Consider the following 16,861-nt stretch of genomic DNA (forward strand, 5'->3'; position numbering starts at 1 on the left):
AAGATTCCTTTTTTTTTGAAAATAATGGCTGAAATCGTGATCTTTTAAGCATTAAGTTTTGCCTTTTCGTCTTATTTACGGTAAAATGATTTTGTATGAGAAAAAGGATAAAACCCGTTGTTCTCTTTGTCTTTTTTATCGGTATCATTTCTTTTCTGGTTCTTTCACGAACGATTGCCGATCTGCAAGCCAGAGAGCAACAAGCAACAACCAAAACCATTCCGAACTCCAATACACCTAAAAAAACAACCACTGCAAGCTCTTCTTCTAAAAAAGAAGAAGATATCAATCCAGAACTGGTTGGCCGCCCGATCATTGATATCTCTGGCTGGCAATTGCCTAGTGAAATTGACTACGATGTTCTCTCCCAAAATGTGGGAGGTGTGATCGTTCGTGTCCATAGTGGGGCTCAAGCTAAAAAGGAAAATGCGGCGACCCACTTAAATGGTCTGGATAAATCCTATAAAACCCATATCCAAGAATTCCAAAAACGAAATATCCCAGTCGCGGTCTATGCTTATGTCGCTGCTAAGGATAAAAAAGAAATGGAAAAAGAAGCAGAAGAATTTTACAAGGCTGCTTCTCCTTACAAGCCGACCTACTATTGGTTAGATGTTGAGGAAAAAACCATGAAGGATATGAACGCAGGCGTTGAAGCTTTCCGAGCAAAACTACAAGCTTTGGGTGCCAAAAATATTGGACTCTATATCGGAACCTACTTCATGGAAGAACATAGTATCTCCACTGATAAATTTACGGCTCTTTGGATTCCTACTTATGGATTTGATGATGGCTACTATAATGCTGCGCCAGATACCAATACGGAATACGACTTGCATCAATATACCTCTCAAGGGCAATTAAATGGATTCTCACACTACTTGGATCTCAACCAAATTGCTCCGACGCAAGACCAAGAAGCAATTTATCGGAAACTATTTAAGGTACAAAAAGATGGCTCTTCCTCATAGCCTTAAAACAGCAGATCAAGTGATCTTCACTTTTTCTGCTGTTTTCTATTTTTAAAGGAGAAGGCAATATCGCCACTATTATATGTTATAATGGTCTAATGAAATCTGATTTTGTAGAGAAAATGAGAAAAGGAGAGAGGCATGGCAAAAAAAAATAAAGTGAAGAAAACCTTGGTCGAGCAGATCTTGACTAAAGCAAAAATTGAGCACATAGGCTTACAAATCAACGCTTTAGAAGGGATCTTACCAGAAGGAATTGATCGCTCTACTATTTTCAAAACCCTAGCTCTCAAAGGAGATAAAACGGGTCCCGTGATTGGGATCATTCCTATTACAGAGCATCTTTCAGAGAAAAAGTTAGCCAAATTATCAGGGAATAAGAAAATCGCTATGATTCCTCAAAAAGATCTTGAAAAAACAACGGGTTATATTCATGGGGCCAATAATCCGGTGGGCATTCGTCAAAAGCATCCTTTCCCTATCTTTATCGATGAATCAGCCCTTCAGTTAGAGTACATGATCGTATCTGCTGGGGAAATTGGCCATAGTATTCAAATCAAACCACAACTTCTAGCAGACTTCGTAAAGGCAACTTTTGCAGATATTTTGGAATAAAGACAGAGAAGGAGACAAGATTGTGAAACTATATTTTATTCGACACGGACGGACAGAATGGAATGAAGAAGGACGTTTTCAAGGATCAAATGGAGATTCTCCGCTGTTACCAGCCTCCATTCATCAGCTTGAAAAATTAGGAATGCATCTAGCTACTGTCCCTTTTGATGCAGCTTTTGCAAGTGATCTGCCACGGACAGTCCATACTGCACAGATCATTCTCGATCAATTGGAGACACCTCTAAAACTGCAACCAACGCCTGCTCTTCGTGAGTGGAATTTGGGAAAATTAGAAGGAGCTAAAATTTCTACCATTTCGGCCATCTATCCCCAACAAATGGATGCGTTTCGACATAACCTCGCCCGTTTTCAAAATGAAATCTTTGATGCAGAATCTGTTTATGAAACAACCAAACGTACCTGTGATTTTGTAAAAAGTCTGAAAGGAAAAGAGCTCGATACCGTTCTCATTGTTGGACACGGAGCTAATTTGACAGCTTCTATTCGAACCTTGCTCGGTTATGAAACAGGAGAACTCCGCAAAAATGGTGGACTAGATAATGCCAGCGTGACGATTTTGACAACAGATGATTTTGAGCACTATCACTTAGAAAAATGGAATGATACCTCTTATATAGAGGACTAAAAAACACTGATCGCAAGATCAGTGTTTTCTTTTAGCTTATTTCATAGTTGGGAAGAGAAGAACGTCGCGAATCGTTGTTACATTGGTCAACAACATAACGAGGCGGTCAATACCAATTCCAAGTCCACCTGTTGGTGGCATACCATATTCGAGGGCTTCAACGTAGTCATAGTCGATGCCTGTAGCTTCGTCATCTCCCAATTCTTTCGCACGCGCTTGCGCTTCAAAACGTTGCAATTGATCGATCGGATCATTCAATTCCGTGAAGGCATTGGCATACTCTTTGGTCATAATGAAGAGTTCGAAACGGTCAGTGAAGCGTGGGTCTTCTGGATTTTTCTTAGCCAAAGGTGACACTGCTACTGGGTGACCATAAACAAAAGTTGGTTGCGTCAAGGTTTCTTCAACATATTCTTCGAAGAAGGCATTGATAATTTGTCCCACTTCTGTGTAATGTTTTTCAACTGGTACATGTTTTTCGTTTGCAAGTGCTACAGCTTCTTCAAAGGTCATGTCTTGCCAGAAGTCAATACCTGTGATTTCTTTAATCGCATCAACCATGTGAACCCGTTTGAATGGTTCGTTGATTTTGATTTCTGTTCCTTGGTAGTCAATTGGACCATCACCATGGACCGCTTTCGCAGCATGTTGGATAATGCCTTCAGTTAAGTCCATGATATCGTGGAAGTCAGCGTAAGCTTGATACACTTCGATCGAAGTGAATTCAGGGTTGTGAGTGGCATCCATACCTTCGTTACGGAAGATCCGTCCGATTTCGTAAACGCGTTCCATCCCACCAACAATCAAACGTTTCAAGTGAAGCTCAGTCGCGATACGAAGCACCATGTCAATATTTTGTGCATTGTGGTGAGTGATAAATGGTTTAGCAGCCGCACCACCAGCTTCATTGTGAAGCACTGGTGTTTCCACTTCAAGGAAGCCTTGACCATCTAAATAACGACGGATTTCAGAGATGATTTTTGAACGGGTTACAAAGCGTTCGAAGCTTTCACGGTTTGAAATCAAATCCAAATAACGTTTGCGATAGATGGTTTCAACATCTGAAAGTCCGTGGAATTTTTCAGGCAAGGGACGAAGGGCTTTTGACAAGTGAGTGATATGAGTTGCTTTAATCGAAAGTTCACCCATATCTGTGCGCATGATTTCCCCTTCAACACCAAGGAAATCACCAAGGTCTGCTTTTTTGAAGATCTCGTAGTTTTCTTCTCCAACTGCATCCTTACGAACGTAGATCTGAATTTGACCTTCACGGTCTTGAAGATGGGCAAAGCCAACCTTTCCTTTTCCACGTTTTGTTACAAGACGACCGGCAATAATAGCTGTTTCGTTCAAGTCGTGGAGTTGTTCTTTATCTAATTCTGAATATTTTTCTTTTAATTGACCTGAATTTGCAGTACGTTCGAATCGTTTCCCAAATGGATCGATTCCTTGTTCACGAAGGGCCGCCATTTTCTCACGACGGACAATCTGCTGGTCATTCAATTCTTCCATATGTTCAGTAGTCATTTGGAACCTCCTAAGTTATTCTCCCCTATTCTATCATATTTAGGCCAGAAATTCACTAATATTTACCAATTAAACAAAAATAAGATGGAAGAAAAAATGCAGCTTCTTGAATGAATACTCAAAAACACCTGAAGACCGTCGTTGACTGTCCAAATAGTTTGACCTGTATAAGACAAGGTTTCGACAAGCTATTCCAAAACAGCATCAAAAAGGAGCGTGGAGAATCTTAAGCAATTCATCCTGACCCGCTCCTATTTTTTTATTCATAACGCAGTGCTTCGATCGGGTTTAACTTAGAAGCCTTATTCGCTGGTAAAATTCCAAAGATGATGCCTACAAAAGCAGAGAAAATAATACTGCCGATGGCGACATTTAAGGAAATAATCGGTGGTCCTTCTAGGGAAGCTGCTGCGAGTGTAGTAATCAAGCTATTCACACCATAAGCAAGGCCAAGTCCAATCAGTCCACCAATGATGGTTAAGACCATCGACTCAATCAAAAATTGAACCAGAATCTTACCCCGAGTTGCTCCCAAAGCCTTGCGAAGACCAATTTCTCTCGTCCGCTCAGTAACAGAAACCAACATGATATTCATGACTCCAATGCCACCAACTAAGAGGGAAATCCCAGCAATGGCACCAATCACTGTCGTCATAATTCCTACTACTTTATTGGTTTCCTCTAGGATGCTATCCAAATTAAAGATTTGGAATTCTCCTTGGCGAACACCTGAAAGTTCTGTTAACTTTTGAGCAGCTTCGATCCCAACGGTTTTGATCTGTTTCACATCCGGTACATGGACGACAATATTTTGAATTTCATCGGTTCCGAATTCAGATGCCAGCTGGGTATTGGCCATCAAGGCACTTCCACCTGAGGAAGCTCCGTAAAGAGCTGTTCCTGCATTTGGATCCTTGAAAATACCAACGACGCGATAATTGTTATCCCCAACAGAGACCACCTGATTCAGTGGATTCTCCGTTCCAAATAATTGTTGGGCCAATCCTTCATCAAGGAGCACCACCCGGGAGAAATTACTATAGTCTGAAGGGGTTAATTTTCGTCCAGATAAGAGCTCAACCTTTTTGACAGAAAAATAGGTTTCATTTACCCCTTGGATGTTTACCCCTTCTGCTTTTTTCTTTTGAAAAGCAATGGTTGCATTGGAGGTATTGCTAACATAGTAACCATCGATGCCTTGAATCTTGGTTAATTCCTTAACCCAAGATTCTTGCACAACTGGTGGTGCTTCTTGGACTTGACCATCAACATCTTCAGCGTTTTCCCCATCGATATCCGATGGAGCAGCCATCCCTCGGTCTTCAGCTGCAGGGCCACTTTCGCCTCCGCCTTCTCCTTCTCCAGTATCATCAGAAGGACCAATATTGATCCCAGTCACATAGCCACTCTTGTTGGGAGAATAAGAGATTTGTACATACTCTTGGTCCTTGGTGAAGGTCTTGGTGACACCAGCTTTCATACCATCTCCCAGAGCCATGATGACAACGACAGAAGCGACCCCAATAATGATCCCCACCATGGTCAAGAAAGACCGTAATTTATGGCTCATAATTGAGCTGATCGCAAATTTCCAATTTTGCATTAGGTCCCCCTTTCCAGCTTGCTATCTGAGGAGATCACTCCATCACGAATGACGATGCGACGATGCGCAAAGGCTGCAATTTCTGGCTCGTGTGTAACCATGATAATGGTTTTTCCTTCTTGGTTTAACTTGGTTAACAAGTCCATTATTTGCTCCCCCGTCTTGGTATCTAGGGCACCAGTCGGCTCATCTGCTAAGACGATGGCTGGCTGATTGACAAGGGCTCGGGCAATCGCAACCCGCTGTTTTTGACCTCCTGAGAGTTCTGAAGGCAAATGGTGCATGCGAGAATGGAGCTCTACCTTTTCAAGGTACTGCTCAGCTAATTCCTTCCGTTTAGCAGGATGAACTCCTGCATAAATGAGAGGCAGTTCCACATTTTGAAAGGCATTGAGCTTAGAGAGAAGAAAGAATTGTTGAAAGACAAAACCGATCTGTTCATTACGAACACGTGCTAATTTTTTCTCACTGAGATTTCCAACCTCCTGTCCTTCTAGGAAATACTCTCCGCTGGTCGGGCGGTCCAACAAGCCAATGACGTTCATCAAGGTCGATTTCCCTGAGCCAGATGGACCCATAATGGCCACAAATTCTCCCTCTTCGACTTCTAAATCGATGTCTTTTAAGACACGAAGTTCCTGATCCCCATTTTTATAGGTTTTATTGATTCCTTTTAGTTCAATCAATTTTGTCATATTTTCCGATCTCTTTTCCATCTTCCAGTTTCTCATTAGGATTCACAATAACTTGAGCATCTTTCTTCAAGCCTGACAAGATTTCCTGGTTTTCAGCATCGGCGTTACCAAGCGTCACTTTTACTTTCTTAGCCTTGCCATTTTCGACCGTCCATACATAGCTCGTATCCCCATCAGCCATGACACTTGTCACGGGAACAAGGGGATGTTGAGTAGAACTTTTGACTTCAATATTGACAGAAAAGCCTTGTTTGAGTTCCCCAATCTCACTGGTAATATCCACTGTAAATGGGTACTTGGCTCCACCGCTTCCTTGTGTTCCACCTGCTGCATTGGCACCTGCTTGACCCGCGTCGGTCGGATAGTTGGCTACATAAGAAATCTTTCCTGTCCAGGTTTTATCCGGATAAACCTTGGAAGTGAGGACCACTTCCTGACCTTCAGAGATATTGGCCAAATTGTATTCAGACAACTCCCCTTTGACTTGTAAATTCCCGTTGCTCACAATGTGCACCAGAGTTTGGTTGGTCCCTGTAGTCGATTTTGAAACATCTTTATTGACTTCGACCACGGTACCATCTGTATTACTCCTAACTGTTGTCGCATCCAGAAGAGCCTTAGCCTTGTTCATATTATCGACCGCATCTGACTTAGCATCTCGTAAATCGCTAGCTTGAGAATCGACTGTTCGTTGGGTCTGCGAAGCTGATTTGGCATCTGCTTCTTCATCTCCTGTCGTATCAATGGTCACACCATTTGTCAGTAAGTCATTTAACTGACGATCTGCCTTATTGACAGAACGAACGGCTGCATCATAAGCGGTTTGGGCCTCTGTACTGCTATACTGAACAATTGGCTGACCGGCCGTCACTTGATCTCCTACATTGACCAAAATCGACTGCAAATCCCCTTTGGTTCCATCAAAATAGACATACTGTTCCTGGTTGGCAGTGACTTTCCCAGTTAACAAGACCGAAGAAGCGATCGATCCATCCTTGACCGTTTGCACCATTGGAGTTTCTTTCGTGATTGCTTGATCAGGAGTACTTGGGTGCGAAAACATCATCACACTTCCTGTTCCAATCACCACAATTGCTGCACCTGCAGCTGTAAATAGTTGCCATTTTTTCAATTTCTTCATCGTTTTTCTCCATCAAAGAAAGCGTTTTATTCTATACCATAGTATACCATATTTCCTTACTTTTCTATCTAAAATTGATACGGCAAAATGAAATTTAAATGCTTGGTAACATGCTAAACCCTTGACTTTTGTAACAGTTGATATTACAATCAAACTGAAATCCCATTTAGGAGGAAAACATGAAAGAATTTGATATTATTTCAATCGGTGGAGGTAGTGGAGGAATCGCTACGATGAACCGGGCTGGAGAGTACGGAGCGAGCGCTGCTGTCATTGAAGAAAAACAATTGGGTGGCACCTGTGTCAACAGAGGATGTGTGCCTAAAAAGATTATGTGGTATGGTGCGCAAATTGCAGAAGCTATTCGCGATTATGGACCAGACTATGGATTTACTTCTGAACAAACAAAATTTGATTTTGCAACCTTAAGAAAAAATCGCGAAGCCTATATTGACCGTTCCCGTAATTCCTATGATGGCAGTTTCAAACGCAATGGGGTTGAACGAATTGAAGGACGTGCTCGTTTTGTGGATGCTCATACGGTTGAGGTAAATGGAGAAACCATTAAGGCCAAGCATATCGTAATTGCGACCGGTGCCCATCCTTTTATTCCTTCTGTTCCTGGAGCTGAATTTGGCGAAACGTCTGATGATGTCTTTGCTTGGGAAGAACTTCCTACATCTGTTGCCATTATTGGAGCTGGCTACATTGCAGTGGAACTAGCCGGTGTGCTCCATGCCCTAGGTGTTCAGACCGATCTCTTCGTTCGCGGTGATCGTCCCTTAAGAAAGTTTGATTCCTACATTGTCGATGGCTTAATGGAAGAAATGGAAAAACAAAACCTTCCGCTTCACAAACATAAGGTTCCCATGAAGCTTGAAAAATTTGAAGACGGTCGTGTGAAGATTTATTTTGAGGATATGACCAGCCACGTGGCAGATCATGTTATCTGGGCAACAGGGCGAAAACCAAACGTCCAGGATCTCAATCTAGAAGCTGCAGGCGTCACCTTAAATGAAAAAGGATTCATTGCAGTGGATGAATACCAGAATACAGTTATTCCAGGAATCTATGCTCTTGGGGATGTTACAGGAGAAAAAGAATTAACTCCTGTCGCTATTAAAGCTGGACGCACTCTTTCTGAACGACTATTCAATGGAAAAGTCAATGCCAAAATGGATTATACAAACATCCCAACCGTTGTCTTTTCTCACCCTGCTATTGGAACCGTTGGCCTAACGGAGGAAGAAGCCCAGCAAACTTATGGAAAAGAGAATATCAAAGTCTATACTTCTCAATTTGCTTCCATGTACACTGCTGTTACCCAACACCGCCAGCAAGCAAAATTCAAACTCATCACTGCTGGTCCCGAAGAAAGGGTCGTTGGCCTTCATGGTCTTGGCTACGGAGTGGACGAAATGATCCAAGGATTTGCAGTTGCTATCAAGATGGGAGCGACAAAAGCCGATTTCGACGCAACCGTCGCCATTCACCCAACCGGATCCGAAGAATTTGTGACCATGAGATAAAAAATAAGAGGCTGGGACACAAGTCCTAGCCTCTCAATTATTTTTGGATTGTCGAGCAAGACGCAGTGGTTGAGTGGGCTCTACTACGCTGATTTCATCAGCTTTTACAGCCCTACTCAACTGTGCGGAGGTGGGACGACGAAATCGAATTCTAACGAATTACCGATTTCTGTCCCACTCTCTTTTTCTTTGTTTATGGTAAGATGGCAATGGCACGGACAGGTGAACCAGTTGCCTTGTCCCAGTGAGGGAAAGCAATCGAAATCAAGGCACCTACAGCTGGAACTTGGTCCAATTGGTTCAAGACTTCAACTTGGTAGATATTTTGTTCCAAGAGGTAGTATTCATTGACCAAGCCATGCTCTGCTGCTGGAATACCTGCATCTGTATCGAAGGTTTCATGACCCACAGCCTTAACATGGCGTTCATGAATCAAGAATTCCAAGGCTTCACGGCTCCATCCTGGACTTTGTTGAACCCCATTTTCATCTAGGTTACGCATAGCATCTTGATCTGGCCAACGTTTTGACCAATCACTGCGGAAGGCAACAAAAGCACCCTCAGCAATTTGTCCATGCTCTGCCTCAAAGTCTAAGATATCTTGTTTACTCAAGATAAAGTTTGGATTGGCAGCAACTTCTTTAGACTTGTCGATAACATAGAGTGGCAAGAGGAGATCTTTGAGGTCAATCTCATCCAACCAACGACCACCTTCTACAAAGTGAATCGGTGCATCAATATGCGTTCCGTATTGACCAACCACTGTAAATTTTTGAACATGGAAACCATCTTTTAATGTGAAAAGATCTTCTTGTTGCAAAGCAGGAAGGGCTGGGAAGTGTGGACTTTCCGCATTGATTTGGTGACTCAAGTCCACCCATTTTTTAGCTTGCAATTCTTTATAAATACTTAGTAAATCTGACATGTTTCTTCCTCCTTATTCGCCCCAAACTTCAGCGACAATTTCCTTAATCAAACCGATTTTTTTCCATTGGTCTTCTTCTGTCAAAATGTTTCCTTCTTCTGTCGAAGCAAAGCCACACTGAGTAGACAGGTAAAGATTTTCCAACGGTACATACTGACTCGCTTCTTTAATACGAGCAATCACTTCGTCCTTATTCTCCAGTTGACCACTCTTAGATGTCAAGAGGCCTAACACCACTCCTTTACCAGGGGTTACTTCTGCAAGTGGTTCAAAACCACCAGCCCGATCGGTATCAAACTCTAGGAAGTAAGCATTAACGGCTTCTTCTCCAAGGAGTTCTTTGGCAATCGGCGCATAGCCACCTGATGAAGCCCAAGTGGAATGGAAGTTCCCACGACAAACGTGCGTATTGACGGTCAAACCAGCTGGAACATTTTGGTAGACATCGTTGTTAAAGGTCAAGAAGAGATCAGCGAGTTCCCGGCGAACCTCATCTTTTGACTTGCCTTGAGCTGCTCCCCAAGCCGTCAAGAAATTATCATCTACCAAGACACCCCAAGTACAATCATCTACTTGAAGAGTCCGAAGACCTGCATCATACAAATCTTGAATCACTTGAAGATAGGCTTGCTTGATGTCTTCACGAACAGCCGCAAAATCAGGATAGATGGTATTCAATTGTTCTACATGTTCTGCATCACGGATCAATTCAAAATAGAATTGTGCAGGTGCTGGAATGGTATATTTAGCCTCTACACCATCTACATCTGCCACAAGATCCCGCAAGAACTTGTAATGCTCTACAAATGGATGATTGGCTCCTGTGATTTTTCCAACGACAAGCGCTGAGTCCGCCTTGGTTGTTTCATCATGGAATTGATAGCCTTGAGCAGCTTGGACATGATCAATGCCCCCAAAGCCCCAGAAGAAATCCAAATGCCAATAAGCTCGGCGGAATTCTCCATCAGTTACTGACTTCAGACCAGCGGCAATTTCTTTTTCAACGAGGTCACGAATCGCCTGATCTTCTACTTTTGTTAAGTCAGCCTGACTGATTTTTCCAGCTGCGAAATCTTCACGAGCCTGAACCAAAGTAGCTGGACGAAGAAATGAACCAACATGGTCTACGCGATAAGGTGCATGTGTATGTGTCAATATGATTCCCTCTTTCCTATAAGTTTTACATTAATTCATCAATGCAACCATTATAGCAGTCCAACACCTGATAAACAAGGGTTTGGGATAATCTAATATCTTTGATATCTATATAGCCTTAGACTATAACAAAAAAGAAGTCCTTGAAGGACCCCTTTTCTTAATTTTTAAATGCATCGAGCATGACTTGGAACTCTTCGTTTGTGAGTGTAATGCCTTTCCCCATTTTTGTATGGTCGGGACTCCAGGTCCGGATATCATACTTAGCAGGAGCACCATTAAAACTCACACGGTTCAATTCTTTGGTCCAACCCTTGTCATTTTCTGACAAGACTAGCAAATGTTCTTCGATTTGGAATGAAAATTCTGCCATTTCACGACTCCTTTCTTGCCTTCTCATCTCTAATATTCGTAAATCATTTACAAAATCGTTTAAATTATCTATAATATATTGTATCAAGTTATGGAGAATTTAGCTATGAAAAAATTTCTCGAGATCGTTAAAGACCGAGCAAATGAATTTTTCAATGGAAAAGTCAGTACCCCTGCCCCATTAGAAGATGAGAGAATTATTGACATCATTCAACAAGCATTGCGAAAAAAACAAGGGGTACATGTTATTTTTTCAAATAAGAGTTTTACAGGCGACATTGTCAAGTATGACCAAGAACGCCGACAACTGATCGTGAAAAATTTTAAAAAGAGTATGTCCACGATTATTCGGATTTCTGAGATCCAGAAAATCAGTTTGGTCCCCAATAATATTCGCATCGCTCAACAAAAAGGAGAGGTTTAACCCTCTCTTTTATATTGAAAACAAACGTCATTTTTGGCGTTTGTTTTTATTACTTTTAATCTCATTTCTAAATTTATTAGAGTATCAAAAAAATTCTATCAAATTTTAACTTTAACTTTTGAACCTAGTAAAAAGTTAAAGTTCCAGTACATACTACTAGTATTGACGTTGCCTTGATTAAAAAGGTCACCAAATCTTTCATAATTACATTATCTATTTAAAGAAAAATATTAGTAATAAATTATGTAAATTCAATCTAATCTCTAATCACCATAAGTATGCTCCCATTTTTTCATTTCTTCAACGATACTTCTTAGAGCAATACCTTTTTTTGTCATTTTATATTCAACCTGTGGAGGCGATGTCGGTAAAACTTTTCTTGATAAAATACCTTCTTGCTCAAAATCATGTAATCGTTGAGCTAATATTCTAGGATTAATACCTTCTACACTACGCAAAAGACTACTATAATGTATATTACCATCAATAATTTCAGATAAGATCTCAAGAGTAAATTTACCTTTTAGTAAATTCAAGACCCTTCTTGCTGGACAAATTGATTTTTTCAAAGATTGCTTCTTGCAAGTCTCCATTCATTTCCTCCTTTTTTGATAGTTACTATACTTTTTTTCCCTTCTTGTTTCAGAAATTATTACATGATAAGCTAATTATATCATTTGAAAGGGGAAATTACTATGGATATTACAACTAAGTTTGACCGTATCAAAGATATTCTCGGTTGCGCTGATGGAAGATACTTTGGCACTGGATATACTCAAGTAAAATATTTTCAGAAAGTTAAATATATTGCTTTTGATTGATAAATGAAAATTGGTTTGATGAAATAACGGAGGAAGCTTGATGAAAAAAACAAATACAAAAGCGCCAGCTTATCTACTTTTTATTCTTTCACTAGGATACATTATGGCGGTCCTAGATACAACCGGAGTGGTTCTTGCTGTTCCCCATATTGAAACAGCTATGAGCGTCTCATTAGAGCAATCCATTTGGATTATTAACGCCTATACACTAGCTTTAGGCTCTTTACTCCTACTTTCAGGAAATCTAACAACAAAATATGGTGCTAAACGAATTTTATTATTTGGAATGACAATTTTTACACTTGCCTCATTTGGGTGCTCTTTTTCACCAAATATTGAAACATTAATCATACTTAGATTCGTTCAAGGTTTCGGTGCTTCTTTGTTTATGCCTAGTTCATTAGCACTTTTATTCATTTCATACCCTGATTCTACTAAAAGAGCACGTATGTTAGGAATTTGGACAGCAATTATTTCTGTTGCAACCGGTACTGGTTCTTTTATTGGTGGACTAATTATTAACTACTTCGGATGGAGGGGTATTTTCTTAATCAATATTCCATTGGGAATTTTGACAGTAATTTCAATATTACTTCTTGTGAAAAACAATATTGCCAATCCAAAGACTAGAATTGACATTTTCAGTAATATATTTCTTGTTGCAACTATCGGAAGTCTAGTTATTTACCTTGTTGAAGGGAATCAATATGGCTATAGTAACCTAAATCTTTTATTGTTTCTTCTCCTGTTTATATTATTTACTGTTGGTTTAGTAGTCCACGATAAAAAAAGTAAAGCACCTATTGTTCCCCACCAACTATTAAAAAATGCTAAGTTTATTGTCTCTAATCTGTTAGGTTTAGTAGTTAACATTTCATTATATGGTATTGTTTTGGTGCTAGGACTTTATTTTCAAACTTATTTAAACCTCTCCTCAATGGTTTCTGGACTCCTCATTCTACCAGGAATGATTGTCTTAATTATTGGTAATTTATTTTACGCACGTGTTGTAAAACGATTTTCCGTGGGAAGCCTCGCTACTGTCTCAATTATTTTTGCCATTGTAGGAGCAGCAGGAATTTTTGGAATTGGAGTCCTTTTTCATGAAATTCAACTATACATCCTAATCCCTTTATTTTCTTTAATGAGCCTTGGTATCGGAGTGTTAACTCCAGCAACTACTACCATTCTTATGGAAGCTGCTGGTCAAGAATTATCTGGAATTGCTGGTGCAACTTTAAACGCTAACAAACAAATTGGTGGACTTTTTGGTACAACAATTATGGGGATTCTAACTACTAATTTATCCCATAATTGGAATATGGTTATCGTTGTCGCATTTTTGGTTAACGTGATAATGTATATTGCTACTTGGTTAATTGCTAGTCGTTACCTTTATGGAAAAGAATAAAACCAAACAGAATGCATTCAATTAAAAGTTGATTATACAGATTGAAGAAAAAGTCCATTTTGACAATTTTCTTCAATCTTTTTTCATAATTATATAAAGAAAAAACTCTAAAGGAGAAGTTTTTCTAGTCCTAATAGAGTTTTTCTATATTCTGAAGAGAGATTTAACCCTCTCTTTTTTTGTTATACTCGAACAGTTTTACTTGCCCCATCTTTTGAGTAGAGATTGATTAAACCTTCCTGGCAAGAACGAATCATATCTCCTGGCTTGACTTCTTGTGGAACGGTGATCGTAAGAAGTTCCATCGGATTTGGTGCGCGATCAATCTTCACTCCATCCTTATCATGCAAGTCTTGGATCTGGCATTCAAAATGACGGAAGCCTGGTCCGTAGAATTCCACTTGGTCGCCTTCATTGATGACATTCCGTTGGCGAATCGTCGCAGTCATGGTAGATGGATCAAAGTCCACCACTTCTCCTACAAATTTGTATTGCGGAATCTTACGACGTGCCCCAAACAATTGTTCATTTTCAGTCGGTGTTTGGTAGTAGAATCCAGTTGCTAATTCACGTTGAGCGACTTTCCACAATTCATTGATCAAATCATCCTTAATGGCATAAAAGGCTTCTGGACTTTCCATATAGGCATCACAAGCTGCCTTGTAACAGTTGGCAACTGTTGATACGTAATGGACAGATTTCATCCGACCTTCGATCTTCAAGCTATCAACCCCATTGTCAATCATGTCTGGAATATTTTCGATCATACACATGTCCACGGCTGACATAGAATATTCTTCTGGGACTTGTCCTTTGATACTCTTGCGTTCTTGGCCAAATGGCATATCATAGAGATCGTATTTCCAACGACAAGATTGAGAACAACCACCACGGTTGGCATCCCGGTCAGACATGTGGTTAGAAAGGGTACAACGTCCGGAATAAGAAATACACATGGCTCCATGAACGAAGGCTTCGATCTCAAGATCGGTACGCTTACGGATCTCTGCCAACTCTTCCATGGATACCTCACGGGCCAAGACGACACGGGTCAAGCCATATTCTTTCCAGAAATGGAAGGTCTCCACGTTGGTTGCAGAAGCTTGCGTAGACAAGTGAATATTGAGTCCAGGTGCATAAGTTGCACAGATTTCAATCAAGGCCGGGTCTGAGACGATCACGGCGTCAAGTCCCATATCCCGCAATTCACGGAACCACTCACCAGCCCCTTGTTCATTTCCCTCATGGGTTACCATGTTCGAAGCCACGTGTACATCTACGCCACGTGCATGAGCATATTCGATACCTTCACGAAGCTCATCCATGGTGAAGTTTCCGGCACGGCTACGCAAACCATAGGCCTGTCCACCAACGAACACAGCGTCTGCCCCATAATTAACGGCAACTTTTAATTTTTCTAATGTTCCAGCAGGTACCAAAACCTCTGGACGTTTTTTTGTATTTGTCATGTTTTCTCCAATTTACAAGATTGTCGATATAATGAATAGCCTCTTCGTTCCCTGAAAAAGGAAAACTCACAAACGAAGAAGCCCTAGTTTTTTTATTATTTTACACGATCTGGTTCATAATCATAGAAACCAGTATCCAAACCACGATTAGCTGGATGTAATTTGCGGATTTCTTCATCAAACAGATAGGCTTGATCCTGTGTAAATGTTCCTTTTTGAATCAAATCACGTGCCTTGACAAAGTACTCTGTAATCTTGACAAAGTTTTCCCCCGGACAGTAGACACCATCGAGTTTCCAATGATCAAAGCCATGTTCAACTAACTCAGACAATTTGGTCATCATATTCAAGTCATTATTCGAGAAGATATGGGTTCCATGTTTGTCCTCGTAGACAGAGTAATGAGAATTTGGATCTCCTGGCTCGGCCAAGAACAGATCCCGATCTTTGGTCACAGACTCTTCTGTCTTGATAAAGTTGTAATAGTTCTGAAGAAGCGGTCGTTTCGAATGGTGAATAATGCTAGCGCCATAGACCAAGACTTCTGCTGGAATCTGAAGATTCTCAGCCATTACGAATAATTCGGCAGACGGAATCTCACGAGCCAAAACAGCTTCAGAAGCCCCTGCTTGTTTTCCCCAGAAATTGATCTGGCGGCTAGAAGTGACCATGGTTGAAGCATCGTAAATCGTTTTGAATGGATAGCCATCTCGTTTCAAGACATAAAAAACGCCCGCATCTCCGACAGTAATATAATCAGCCTGAATTTCCTTTAGAAAATCTAGGAAAGGCTTGATTGAATCCATCATCGATTGGTGCATGAGTGCATTTACAGCTACTGTCAATTCTTTGCCAGCAGCATGGACCAGTTGGGCAATTCGATTTATTTCGTCATAGCTTAAAGTTTGAGGCAATCGTAATCCGTAATCTTTTTCACCGACATAGATTCGGTCAACCCCTGCATCAATCAGGGCTTGCGCTTGCTCAACACTCTCTGCTGTTGCTGTAATCATAATATTTTTCATAGAACCATTATAACAAAAATTCCGATATTCTAGAAAAATTTATTCATTTTGTAAAATTTGTAACATTTTTGTAACATTTATATACCTGAATTCATGATAGAATAATAGAGTACTGTTAGGAGAGAGAAAATGCCCGTAAGAAATTTAAGACACTATGAAGAAGAATTCGATTATATCGAATTAACCAAACAAACCCAAGAAACCCCTATTGAGGACTATGCTCCTGAAGTTGAACCCGCACCTCAATTAAGTGAATTGCTATATTTTTTAAATATCGCTATTTTCTGTGTGTTGACGGTTGTATTTAGTTTTATCTTTTTAGCAACGAAAATGAATACCTTCTTTGCGTTTGCCTTAGCTATTGGTTCTAGCTTTGCTAGTATTCAAGGATTCCGAATTTACTACAATAAACGAAAAAAATAAAAATCAGGTTCGCCTGATTTTTTTATTTTAGTCGAATTTTTTAATTTGAATATTGAAATTTGAAGACAAAACCTAACTCCAATTGCCATCTTACCTTCCATAAAAAGAG

18 protein-coding genes are annotated in these 16,861 nt (G+C 40.4%); 8 read left to right on the forward strand and 10 right to left on the reverse strand.

The genetic code is table 11. From position 1 onward, the window contains the following. Positions 1–95 precede the first annotated feature (95 nt). The 3 genes from O3605_RS09205 to O3605_RS09215 all read left to right on the forward strand — a co-directional run bounded on the left by O3605_RS09205 (position 96) and on the right by O3605_RS09215 (position 2,232). Entirely contained in the window at positions 96–971 is an 876-nt protein-coding gene (locus O3605_RS09205; protein WP_371585984.1) for a GH25 family lysozyme, read from the forward strand. Between the two features lie 141 nt (positions 972–1,112). Continuing rightward, on the forward strand, positions 1,113–1,586 hold the full coding sequence (locus O3605_RS09210) for an aminoacyl-tRNA deacylase (RefSeq protein ID WP_371585986.1): 474 nt from the start codon (positions 1,113–1,115) through the stop codon (positions 1,584–1,586). A 22-nt stretch (positions 1,587–1,608) separates the two neighbouring features. Next, positions 1,609–2,232 (forward strand): histidine phosphatase family protein, encoded by a 624-nt coding sequence (locus O3605_RS09215; RefSeq protein WP_371585988.1) that lies wholly within the window; start codon positions 1,609–1,611, stop codon positions 2,230–2,232. A 36-nt stretch (positions 2,233–2,268) separates the two neighbouring features. Here O3605_RS09215 and lysS read toward each other — a convergent pair whose 3' ends face one another. The 4 genes from lysS to O3605_RS09235 all read right to left on the reverse strand — a co-directional run bounded on the left by lysS (position 2,269) and on the right by O3605_RS09235 (position 7,198). Then, entirely contained in the window at positions 2,269–3,759 is a 1,491-nt protein-coding gene (gene lysS, locus O3605_RS09220) for a lysine--tRNA ligase (RefSeq protein ID WP_371585990.1), read from the reverse strand. Between the two features lie 259 nt (positions 3,760–4,018). Further along, positions 4,019–5,362: an ABC transporter permease gene (locus tag O3605_RS09225; RefSeq protein ID WP_371585992.1), complete on the reverse strand. Its 1,344-nt coding sequence runs from the start codon at positions 5,360–5,362 to the stop codon at positions 4,019–4,021. Then, the gene (locus O3605_RS09230; protein WP_003002759.1) at positions 5,362–6,057 is read right to left on the reverse strand and encodes an ABC transporter ATP-binding protein; all 696 of its coding nucleotides are present in this window, start codon (positions 6,055–6,057) and stop codon (positions 5,362–5,364) included. Before O3605_RS09230 ends, O3605_RS09225 begins: the two co-directional genes overlap by 1 nt. Next, positions 6,041–7,198, reverse strand: a complete 1,158-nt coding sequence (locus O3605_RS09235) for an efflux RND transporter periplasmic adaptor subunit (RefSeq protein WP_371585993.1) — start codon at positions 7,196–7,198, stop codon at positions 6,041–6,043. The genes O3605_RS09230 and O3605_RS09235 overlap by 17 nt, the downstream gene beginning before the upstream one ends. 179 nt (positions 7,199–7,377) lie before the next feature. On the opposite strand from O3605_RS09235, the gene gorA reads away from it, so the two are divergent. After that, entirely contained in the window at positions 7,378–8,727 is a 1,350-nt protein-coding gene (gene gorA / locus O3605_RS09240) for a glutathione-disulfide reductase (RefSeq protein WP_155198818.1), read from the forward strand. A 193-nt stretch (positions 8,728–8,920) separates the two neighbouring features. On the opposite strand, the gene O3605_RS09245 is transcribed toward gorA, so the two are convergent. The 3 genes from O3605_RS09245 to O3605_RS09255 form a co-directional block, all read right to left on the reverse strand. Continuing rightward, the gene (locus O3605_RS09245; RefSeq protein ID WP_003015569.1) at positions 8,921–9,652 is read right to left on the reverse strand and encodes a cyclase family protein; all 732 of its coding nucleotides are present in this window, start codon (positions 9,650–9,652) and stop codon (positions 8,921–8,923) included. 12 nt (positions 9,653–9,664) lie between these two features. Then, positions 9,665–10,807 (reverse strand): 5-methyltetrahydropteroyltriglutamate--homocysteine S-methyltransferase, encoded by a 1,143-nt coding sequence (locus O3605_RS09250; RefSeq protein WP_021153584.1) that lies wholly within the window; start codon positions 10,805–10,807, stop codon positions 9,665–9,667. Between the two features lie 160 nt (positions 10,808–10,967). Continuing rightward, a complete protein-coding gene (locus O3605_RS09255; RefSeq protein WP_003002541.1) occupies positions 10,968–11,180 on the reverse strand; it encodes a YdbC family protein in 213 nt (70 codons plus the stop codon). 90 nt (positions 11,181–11,270) lie between these two features. Here O3605_RS09255 and O3605_RS09260 point away from each other — a divergent pair, with 90 nt between their 5' ends. Further along, positions 11,271–11,603 carry a hypothetical protein gene (locus O3605_RS09260; protein ID WP_003008097.1) on the forward strand — a complete coding sequence of 111 codons (333 nt, stop codon included), beginning with the start codon at positions 11,271–11,273 and terminating at the stop codon, positions 11,601–11,603. Between the two features lie 263 nt (positions 11,604–11,866). On the opposite strand, the gene O3605_RS09265 is transcribed toward O3605_RS09260, so the two are convergent. Further along, on the reverse strand, positions 11,867–12,196 hold the full coding sequence (locus O3605_RS09265) for a winged helix-turn-helix transcriptional regulator (RefSeq protein WP_013903886.1): 330 nt from the start codon (positions 12,194–12,196) through the stop codon (positions 11,867–11,869). A gap of 102 nt (positions 12,197–12,298) precedes the next feature. Here O3605_RS09265 and O3605_RS09270 point away from each other — a divergent pair, with 102 nt between their 5' ends. Together O3605_RS09270 and O3605_RS09275 are read left to right on the forward strand one after the other, a co-directional pair. Next, positions 12,299–12,424, forward strand: coding sequence for a 3-hydroxyacyl-ACP dehydratase (locus O3605_RS09270; RefSeq protein ID WP_013903887.1), 126 nt, complete (start codon positions 12,299–12,301; stop codon positions 12,422–12,424). A 40-nt stretch (positions 12,425–12,464) separates the two neighbouring features. Further along, entirely contained in the window at positions 12,465–13,835 is a 1,371-nt protein-coding gene (locus tag O3605_RS09275) for an MFS transporter (protein ID WP_049497404.1), read from the forward strand. 182 nt (positions 13,836–14,017) lie between these two features. On the opposite strand, the gene O3605_RS09280 is transcribed toward O3605_RS09275, so the two are convergent. Further along, the gene (locus tag O3605_RS09280; RefSeq protein ID WP_003002878.1) at positions 14,018–15,304 is read right to left on the reverse strand and encodes a peptidase U32 family protein; all 1,287 of its coding nucleotides are present in this window, start codon (positions 15,302–15,304) and stop codon (positions 14,018–14,020) included. Between the two features lie 95 nt (positions 15,305–15,399). After that, the gene (locus O3605_RS09285; RefSeq protein WP_049497401.1) at positions 15,400–16,329 is read right to left on the reverse strand and encodes a peptidase U32 family protein; all 930 of its coding nucleotides are present in this window, start codon (positions 16,327–16,329) and stop codon (positions 15,400–15,402) included. A gap of 129 nt (positions 16,330–16,458) precedes the next feature. Between O3605_RS09285 and O3605_RS09290 the strand changes: the two genes are divergently transcribed. Continuing rightward, positions 16,459–16,752: a DUF3270 family protein gene (locus O3605_RS09290; RefSeq protein WP_049497399.1), complete on the forward strand. Its 294-nt coding sequence runs from the start codon at positions 16,459–16,461 to the stop codon at positions 16,750–16,752. Positions 16,753–16,861 lie beyond the last annotated feature (109 nt).

Source organism: Streptococcus sp. 27098_8_99 (assembly GCF_041431935.1).
Lineage (GTDB): Bacteria > Bacillota > Bacilli > Lactobacillales > Streptococcaceae > Streptococcus > Streptococcus parasanguinis_D.